Here is an 8,714-nt window from a genome sequence, read left to right as displayed (position 1 = left end):
TCTCCTACTCTTATAGGAGTGTCGTAACCTTCTTTGAAGGCTTTCATTAGATTACTTCTTGTTAGGAATTCATTTGCTGATAGTACTCCGTTTGCATTTTCTCCTGGTATTCCCATGAACTTTGGAAGTCCTGCTCCTGAACCTACGAATACTGCTTCAAATCCTTCTTCTTCGAATAGTTGATCTATTGTTATTGTTCTTCCTACGATAACGTTAGTTTCTATTTCTACTCCAAGTTTCTTTACATTTTCTATTTCTGTTTTTACTACTGTTTCCTTTGGTAGTCTAAACTCCGGTATTCCGTATACTAATACTCCACCTGGTTCATGTAGAGCTTCAAATATCTTAACTTCATAACCTAGCCTTGCTAAGTCTCCTGCACAGGTTAAACCTGCTGGACCTGCCCCTACTACTGCAACTTTTTTGCCGTTTGGTTCAGCTTTTTTAGAGATATCTACATTGTTTTCTCTAGTCCAGTCAGCTACGAATCTTTCTAGCTTTCCTATAGCTACAGCTTCACCTTTTACTCCGAGTACACATTGTCCTTCACATTGGCTTTCTTGAGGACATACTCTTCCGCATACTGCTGGAAGTGAGGATGCTTCTGCTATTACTTCTGCTGCTGCTTTTATGTCGCCATCTTTCACCTTTTGTATAAAGGCCGGTATGTTAATGGATACTGGGCATTTATCTACACATCTAGGTTTCTTACAGTTTAAACATCTTGAGGCTTCTAGGTTAGCTTCTTCATCTGTGTAACCTAAACATACTTCTTCAAAGTTTTTTGCTCTTACCTCTGGTGCTTGTTCAGCTATTGGTGTTCTTTTCATTCTATCCATTATTCTTCACCTCCGCAGCCACAGTTTTTTGCATGATGGGTATCCCCTTCGACTTTCTTAAGTTCTACTCTTCCTTCTTGAGTCTTATACATAGCTTGTCTTCTCATTGCTTCATCAAAGTTTACTAGGTGTCCATCGAATTCTGGTCCATCTACACAGGCAAACTTAACTTCGTTTCCGACAGTTACTCTACAAGCTCCACACATTCCTGTTCCGTCTACCATGATTGGGTTTAAGCTTACTATTGTGTTTATATCTAATTCTTTAGTTAATAGACATACGAACTTCATCATTATCATAGGTCCTATGGCTACTACTAAGTCATATTCTTTTCCTTGATTTTGTACTAAATCTTTAAGTACTTCTGTTACTAATCCTTTATGTCCATAGGAACCGTCGTCTGTTGCTATATATAGGTTTCCTGCTACTTCTCTCATTTCTTCTTCTAATATTAATATGTCTTTGCTTTTTGCCCCTACTATAACATCTACATTAATTCCTTTTGAATTTAGCCACTTAACTTGTGGATATACTGGTGCAGTTCCAACTCCACCTGCTATAAATACTATTTTCTTTTTCTTTAACTCCTCTAAGTCTTCATGCACCATTTCTGAAGGTACTCCAAGTGGGCCTACAAAGTCATGGAAGTAGTCTCCTTCATTGTAAGTAGCCATTTTTTGTGTTGAGCCACCTAAGGTTTGGAACACTATTGTTACTGTTCCAGCTTCAGCGTCATAATCACATATGGTTAATGGAATTCTTTCACCTTTTTCATCCATTTTAACTATGATAAATTGTCCTGGATTTGATGATTTTGCTACTCTTGGTGCTTCTATATCCATTAGATAGATATTTTCGTTTAGTTGTCTTTTTTTAACTATCTTGTACACACATATCCCCCCAGATTATCTATTAATAAAACTTTTGCCATGATAATATATTAACATATTTTTCGTTATTCTTTAATTAATTTATTAATATTTTTCTTATTTTAGTATCAATCATTAAATTATATAGAGAAATTAGCTTAAGAGAATCTATTCCCCTAAGCTAATTAATTATTAGAAATCTACTTTAGTTCCGTAGTAAGCACATTCATACACTTTTTGCATTTGTTCTTTATCTATTGTTCTTGGATTAGATCCCGTACAAGCATCAGCTACAGCTCTTTCAGCCATAAGTGCTGCTTTTTCTTTAAATAAATTTTCATCAATTCCATACTCTTGTAATGAAAGTGGAATATCCATTTTTCTATTTAATTCTCTAATGGATTCTGTTAAAGAGTCTACTAATTCTTCATCAGTTTCACCCTTTAATCCTGCACATTTAGCTATATGCGCATATCTATCCATACATGCTTTTTTGTTAAAATCTATAACATATGGAAGGTATATTGCATTAGCACAACCATGAGGTATATGGAATACTGCTCCTGATTTATGTGCCATAGAATGAGTTATTCCAAGTAGTGCATTTGTAAATGCCATTCCTGCTAAACATTGAGCATAATGCATTTGTTCCCTCGAAGACTTGTCCTCATTATAAGAATAAAATAGGTGTTCGTAAACCATTTGTATAGCTTTTATTGCTAAAGGATCTGAGAAAGGTGAATTTAAAGTTGCTACGTATGCTTCTATAGCATGAGTTAAAGCATCCATTCCTGTATGAGCTGTTAACTTTTTAGGCATAGTTTCAGCAAGGTCTGGATCAACTATAGCAACATCTGGTGTTATATTATAATCCGCTAATGGGTATTTTATTTCTGTCTTATAGTCTGTTATTACAGAGAAAGCAGTTACTTCTGTAGCTGTTCCTGAAGTGGAAGGTATTGCTAAGAATCTAGCTTTGTTTCTTAGTTCTGGAATAGTGAAAGGATCTTTTATGTCATCAAAAGTTTTTTCTGGATGTTCGTAGAATACCCACATAGCCTTGGCAGCATCAATTGGTGAGCCACCACCCATAGCTATAATCCAATCTGGTTCAAATTCTCTCATTAATTCTGCACCTTTGAATACTGTTTCTACTGATGGATCTGGTTCAATTCCTTCAATAAGTTTAGTTTCTATTCCTGCCTCTTCTAAGTAACTTATAGCCTTGTCTAAGAACCCAAACTTCTTCATGGATCCTCCCCCTACAGCTATCATTGCTTTTTTACCTTTTAGAGTTTTTAAATACTCCATAGAGCCTGATCCGAAATACAAATCTCTTGGCAAAGTAAATCTGTTCATATACATCCTCCTCAAAATAAATTCCCTCATTTTATCCTACATTTACCACAATATATATTATATACCTGTGTGATAATCTTAACAATATGTCTTATAATATTTAATAAATTGTTGAAATAATATACTCTTAATTATGTAATAAATTCTTCCTTATATGTGCTATAATATTCTACAGTAACTTATTCATAAGGGGGCAGAACAATGTATTTGGACAAAATAAAAGAGGCTAGAAATACAATAAAGGATGTAGTTATAAAGACTCCCATAATGTATAGCGATATTTTTTCTAAAGAAACTAATAACAAGGTTTATATGAAGTGCGAAAATCTTCAATTAACTGGAGCCTATAAATTAAGAGGAGCTTTAAACAAACTTCGTTCATTAACTGAAGAGCAAAAATCTAAGGGAGTTGTATGCTCATCTGCAGGTAATCATGCTCAAGGGGTGGCTTATGCTGCAACACTTGAAGGTGTTAAGTCAAAAATAGTTATGCCCAAAACTACTCCATTAATAAAAATTCAATCCACTAAAAATTTTGGTGGAGAGGTAGTTCTTCATGGAAACGTGTATGACGATGCCTACGCTGAAGCTAGAAGAATTGAGGAAGAAGATGGATTATATTTTCTTCACCCTTTTAACGACATGGATGTAATACTAGGACAAGGAACCCTTGCTTTAGAAATTATTGAAGAGATAGACGATATAGATGTAATAGTTTGTCCCATAGGTGGAGGGGGACTCATTAGTGGTATTGCTTTAGCTGCAAAAGAACTAAAGCCTTCTATTAAAGTAATAGGTGTTCAGGCAGAGGGAGCTAATGCTATGGAACTATCCTTTAAAAAAGGGTCTTTAATAAGCCTAGATACGGTTAGCACAATAGCAGATGGTATAGCTGTTAAGGTGCCTGGTGATTTAACCTATGAATTTATAAAAAACTATGTTGACGATATAGTAACAGTATCTGATGCAGATATAGCAGAAAGTTTCATTCTCCTTACAGAAAAACATAAACTTTTGGCTGAAGCTTCTGGTGTAGCTTCATTAGCTGCTTTAAAGAAATTAAATCTAGAAAATAAAAAGATTGTTTCTATTATAAGTGGTGGAAATATAGATATGGTTACTATCTCAGCACTTATTAATTCTGGTCTAGTATCTAGAGGAAGACTTTTCTGTTTTTCAGTTGAACTTCCTGATACTCCTGGACAACTTCTAGAGATTTCAAGAATACTTACTTCAGTTAGAGCTAATGTAGTCCAGCTTGAACATAATCAATTTAAGGCCATAGATAGACTTAAAAATGTACTTCTAGAAGTTACAGTTGAAACCAATGGACACTCACATATAGAAATGATTAAAAATGAATTATCTAAAAATGGATATGTAATAAATCATGTTTATTAATATAAAAGAGAGCAGTTACTTTTAAGGCTGCTCTCTTTTATATATCCATGTATTTAATTATTTCATTTTACTTTAAGAAACTCATGCTAAATTTTCTTTATCATCTCTATTACATCATAAACTAATTTCTCACCTTCACCCTTGTCAAGTGGTGAAAGCATAACTTCAAAACATCCTTTTTCATAAGCTTCTTCATCTGGAATATATCCTATATAACCGTTACTATAAGTTACGATAATAACCTTTTTATCGTAAAATTCATTTTTAATCTTATCACCCAATGATGAAAATAATTCCCCAGGAATATAAACCATATAGATATCTTTAGCTTTAAATAAATTTACTTTTAAATCTATAGTTTTGATATCTTCAAAACTTCCTAATAAGTCTAGATTTCTTCTTGCTCCTTCTAGTTCAAAATAGTAAGGTTTCATACTATTTTTATCTAAGCCTTTATCTAAAGCTTCCTTTATTTTTACTTCTATCTGAGACATTTTAGCTCTTATGCTTTCCTCAGTACCGATTTCTTTAACTTTTAATGAAATAGTTTTTGATTTAATTGTTATTTTAGATAATTCTAACTCTTCCTTATTATCCTCAATTAGTTTTAGGACTTCCACTCCCAAAGTCCCTCCAATTCTCTTAACTTCATTAAAAGAAGATTCTTTTTTAGTAAATCTAGTACTTATGTTTCCACAAGCACCATTATAAAACATAGCTACAGCCACTCCACCATCTTCTAAAACTCTTGAGGTTTCTCCTACAAAATCAGCAGTTATATATTTATTTGTGCCTTCCAAAACTGTAGGGTGACAAGCATAGTTATATATTACTGCCTTTCTTTTACTTTCAGTTTCTATGTTTATAGTCTGTAATAAATTATCTATATAATTTGAAGGATTGTTTCTATCTGTACATATTCCTTCTACTGTTTTTCTATTATAATATATTTTAAACTTCTCCATAGAGTTTTGAGATTTTTCTATAGAAGTTATTATTTTCTCTATGATACTACTAGCTAAATCTTCGTTAAATTTATCAAAGGTTCCTAAATATCTCTTATTTATATTTAAATCAGTATTAACAACTCCTGCAATACCTGAGTGAGTATGTGAACAGTTAATCATTATATTTTCTTTTTTTATAGCTAATTTTTCTTCTATATTTTTCTTTATTAAATCAGAAAAATAATAGTCTATAGCTAAAAGATCTAATTGTATTAAGGGATAAAATTCTCCATCTTCTTTAAAAACTATTACTCTTGCTTTTAAGTCATCATTTACACCACAAGCTACTCTTCCACCATAGCCAGCTATTTTCATTCCTGCCTTTAAATCAAATTTTTCCTGTGAAAATGAAATCTCCATATAATCACTCCTATCTTTCTTAATAAAGACGAGTTCCCCTCTTTTATTATTTTTAAAAGAAGGGACTGTCTATATATTTTTAAGCTTCTAAATCTTCTGCTTCTTCTTGTTCTTTTTTCAATAATTCTTTATCATAAATTTTGAAGAATGGATAAAATGTTATAAATGATATAGCTAAAAGTACAAGCCATAATATAATCGCTTTATAATCAACTGTTGCAAGGAAGGCATATAGAGGTCCTGGAGTAGTAAATGGTGGCTCTATAATTGCCTTTCCAACTAATCCTGTACTTACTGCAAAGTATGCTAGGGATATGTTTATAACAGGTGTAACTAAAAATGGTATTGCCAATATTGGATTTAATACATAAGGTAATCCAAATACTAATGGTTCCCCTATATTAAATATTGCTGGTAATATTGCTACTTTACCTATAGCTTTTAAGTGAGCACTTTTACTTCTCATAGACAGTACTGCTGGTGCTATATTATTAATAGCATAACAAGACATAAATACGCTTGTAAATATCTTAACTGGGCTTTCTCCACCAGCAGATAATGCTGCATTTGTCATAAGGTTTGCAGTCATTATTGGTGTTACTAAACCACTCATTATACTTGCTCCATGAATTCCTAAAAGCCAGAATAATTTCATCATTAATATAGCAAATAGTATAAATGGAAGTGAATCTGAAGCATTTAATGCTGGAGTTAATAGTTTATTGATAACTTGTGGTACTGATAATCCAAAGTTTGCTTGTAATATAACGCTTATTCCGTAGAATACAATTATTGATACTGCTAATGGTATAATTGAGTCAAATGATGCCGATACTGCTGGTGGTACTCCGTCTGGCATTTTTATAGTAATTTTCTTAACTTTTAAGAATCTTATTATTTCTACAACGCCTATTGCAATTATTATTCCTGTAAATAGTCCTTTAGCATCTAAATATGTAGCTGCTAACACTGACATTCCTTTTTCAGCTCCTGTTGGTATTATTGTTTGAGCTGGTGCACAAAGTAATAAAAATACAATTCCTGTTATTATACTAGAATTTAATTTGTTTAAATTATATTGCTCTGCCAAACTATAAGCTATAGCCATTGTTGCAAATATAGACATTATAGCCATTGTCATTGTGTAAGGTAATAAAAGCATTCCTTGAACCTTTGGGCTCCATGCAAATACATCTGCACTTACTGGTGGCGCTGCAACAACTAAAAATAATCCACCTATGATTGTAAGAGGAACTATTGCCATCATACCATCTCTTACTGCTTTTAAATGTTTTTGCCCACTGATTTTATCTCCTATAGGCATTAGATATTTTTCTAAGAATCCACTGAACTTTTCCATTAAACTTTGACCGTTCATTATTTTCCCTCCTGATAATTATATTTTTAACCGATTTCATTTAAGTTATTATTTTGCTTTCTAAGTCTTTAATTTTCCCTTCCATCTCTATCATCTTTTCTATAAGGTCTCTAGCTAATATTGATGTCATTAGATGATCTTGAGCATGTACTAAAAGTAAGTTTACTTCTGTTTTATCTCCCCCTGCTTCCTTTTGTATCAAATTAGTTTGTATTTTATGAGAACTTAATAGTTCTTTTCTTGCTTCTTCCATTAATTCTTTAGACTTTTCAAAGTCACCTTCAGATGCTGCGCCCATTGCTTCAAAAACTGAACTTCTTGCTGCTCCTGAATATGTTATTAATTGAAAAATTATTTCTTCCATATCATTCATTTTCTATTTCTCCTTATAATCTGCATATATTATTCTAATTATTTATTTCCTAATTTTCTTGCTTGTTCTAATACTTTATCGCCTCTGCACATACCATAATCAGTCATGTTTATTACATCTACTGGAATATTGTATTGTTTTGCAACATTTTCAAATTCTGCTTTTTTAAATCTTATTTGAGGTCCTAAAAGTACTACATCATATTCTTTAACTACATCGTTAAATTCTTCTGCTGCTTTTGCTTCAATCACCCAATCTTGTTCATTATCTTTTAGATTTTTCTGCATTTTTTGTACAACTAAGCTTGTAGACATTCCTGCTGCACAAACTAATAAAATTTTCATCCGTATCTCTCCTTTGTTATAATAATTTATAGTTAACTAATTCAATATTGCTTTTATTTATAAGTTCTTTTATTTCACTACTTGCTAAAACTTTTAATTCTTCTTCACGGTGTTTATTGTAGCTTGATATCTTCATTATCTCTTCATCTGCAAAACCTGGATGTGTCATCATCTCTACAGTTCCCTCAAAACCCTTATACTTAAGTAAGATCTCTTTAAGCTTTTCTATAGTTACATTATCACCATAAAATTCTTTAATAAAGTAATCAGGTCTTTTAACTTCTTTGTCAGCTAACGTTTTAAATTCCTCTGTATTTTTTCTCAAAGGTACCTTATATTCTTTTGCTAAATTCATTACTAAGGTAAATAATTTTTCTTCCATTGCATTAAACCCATGATGTACATCTAAATGATCTAAGCCTAGTCCTGTATGTAGAAATTTTTCTATCTGCGCTCTAAGTTCTTTTTCTATTTCCTCATAGCTATAACCCTTAGGTATTAATTTAGGATTTTTATAGAAACTACCTTCTGAATCTATTATTGTTTTTACATCCTGAGGCTTACTTATAGGTCTTAAAGCAGTTATATTTAAATGAACTCCCATGGATTTGATTCCAGCTGCTTTAGCTAAAGCCAAACTTTCTTCAAAATGTTCTGAGTTAATCATAGCTGACGTATCAGTTATTACTCCATTTTTTAATCCTTCGATTATACCTTTAGATATTCCTAATGTTAATCCAAAGTCATCTGCATTAATAATTAATCTCATTTTTCTCCTCCTTAA

The 8,714-nt window shown here is 32.1% G+C and carries 9 protein-coding genes; 1 reads left to right on the top strand and 8 read right to left on the bottom strand.

Features of this window, described 5'->3' with window-relative positions; all coding sequences use genetic code 11:
- The 3 genes from BUA92_RS17110 to BUA92_RS17100 all read right to left on the bottom strand — a co-directional run.
- Window positions 1-839, bottom strand: an 839-nt coding sequence (locus tag BUA92_RS17110; RefSeq protein WP_175550926.1) for an FAD-dependent oxidoreductase, incomplete at its 3' end; no start/stop codon positions are given.
- Window positions 839-1,729, bottom strand: coding sequence for a sulfide/dihydroorotate dehydrogenase-like FAD/NAD-binding protein (locus BUA92_RS17105; RefSeq protein ID WP_073021593.1), 891 nt, complete (start codon window positions 1,727-1,729; stop codon window positions 839-841). The genes BUA92_RS17105 and BUA92_RS17110, both read right to left, overlap by 1 nt.
- Before the next feature lie 171 nt (window positions 1,730-1,900).
- Window positions 1,901-3,067 (bottom strand): iron-containing alcohol dehydrogenase, encoded by a 1,167-nt coding sequence (locus tag BUA92_RS17100; RefSeq protein WP_073021590.1) that lies wholly within the window; start codon window positions 3,065-3,067, stop codon window positions 1,901-1,903.
- Between the two features lie 201 nt (window positions 3,068-3,268).
- Between BUA92_RS17100 and ilvA the strand changes: the two genes are divergently transcribed.
- Window positions 3,269-4,468: a threonine ammonia-lyase gene (gene ilvA, locus BUA92_RS17095; protein WP_073021588.1), complete on the top strand. Its 1,200-nt coding sequence runs from the start codon at window positions 3,269-3,271 to the stop codon at window positions 4,466-4,468.
- Between the two features lie 86 nt (window positions 4,469-4,554).
- Here ilvA and BUA92_RS17090 read toward each other — a convergent pair whose 3' ends face one another.
- The 5 genes from BUA92_RS17090 to BUA92_RS17070 all read right to left on the bottom strand — a co-directional run bounded on the left by BUA92_RS17090 (window position 4,555) and on the right by BUA92_RS17070 (window position 8,699).
- Entirely contained in the window at window positions 4,555-5,835 is a 1,281-nt protein-coding gene (locus BUA92_RS17090) for a neutral/alkaline non-lysosomal ceramidase N-terminal domain-containing protein (protein ID WP_073021586.1), read from the bottom strand.
- Window positions 5,836-5,914: 79 nt separating this feature from the next.
- The gene (locus BUA92_RS17085; protein ID WP_073021583.1) at window positions 5,915-7,213 is read right to left on the bottom strand and encodes a PTS sugar transporter subunit IIC; all 1,299 of its coding nucleotides are present in this window, start codon (window positions 7,211-7,213) and stop codon (window positions 5,915-5,917) included.
- Window positions 7,214-7,253: 40 nt separating this feature from the next.
- Entirely contained in the window at window positions 7,254-7,577 is a 324-nt protein-coding gene (locus BUA92_RS17080) for a PTS lactose/cellobiose transporter subunit IIA (RefSeq protein ID WP_073021605.1), read from the bottom strand.
- Between the two features lie 47 nt (window positions 7,578-7,624).
- A complete protein-coding gene (locus BUA92_RS17075; RefSeq protein WP_021800331.1) occupies window positions 7,625-7,930 on the bottom strand; it encodes a PTS sugar transporter subunit IIB in 306 nt (101 codons plus the stop codon).
- A gap of 16 nt (window positions 7,931-7,946) precedes the next feature.
- On the bottom strand, window positions 7,947-8,699 hold the full coding sequence (locus BUA92_RS17070; protein WP_073021581.1) for a carbohydrate deacetylase: 753 nt from the start codon (window positions 8,697-8,699) through the stop codon (window positions 7,947-7,949).
- Window positions 8,700-8,714 lie beyond the last annotated feature (15 nt).

The organism is Clostridium intestinale DSM 6191, from assembly GCF_900130055.1.
In the GTDB taxonomy this organism is placed as follows: domain Bacteria; phylum Bacillota; class Clostridia; order Clostridiales; family Clostridiaceae; genus Clostridium_T; species Clostridium_T intestinale.
The sequence above is the reverse complement of the archived record's forward strand: the minus strand, read 5'-3'. Positions and strand labels throughout refer to the sequence as shown.

Bases quoted from the DNA above. Each gene is read 5' to 3' on its own strand.
- BUA92_RS17100 (WP_073021590.1), bottom strand. From the start codon at position 3,067: ATGAACAGATTTACTTTGCCAAGAGATTTGTATTTCGGATCAGGCTCT.
- ilvA (WP_073021588.1), top strand. From the start codon at position 3,269: ATGTATTTGGACAAAATAAAAGAGGCTAGAAATACAATAAAGGATGTA.
- BUA92_RS17090 (WP_073021586.1), bottom strand. From the start codon at position 5,835: ATGGAGATTTCATTTTCACAGGAAAAATTTGATTTAAAGGCAGGAATG.
- BUA92_RS17085 (WP_073021583.1), bottom strand. From the start codon at position 7,213: ATGAACGGTCAAAGTTTAATGGAAAAGTTCAGTGGATTCTTAGAAAAA.
- BUA92_RS17080 (WP_073021605.1), bottom strand. From the start codon at position 7,577: ATGGAAGAAATAATTTTTCAATTAATAACATATTCAGGAGCAGCAAGA.
- BUA92_RS17075 (WP_021800331.1), bottom strand. From the start codon at position 7,930: ATGAAAATTTTATTAGTTTGTGCAGCAGGAATGTCTACAAGCTTAGTT.
- BUA92_RS17070 (WP_073021581.1), bottom strand. From the start codon at position 8,699: ATGAGATTAATTATTAATGCAGATGACTTTGGATTAACATTAGGAATA.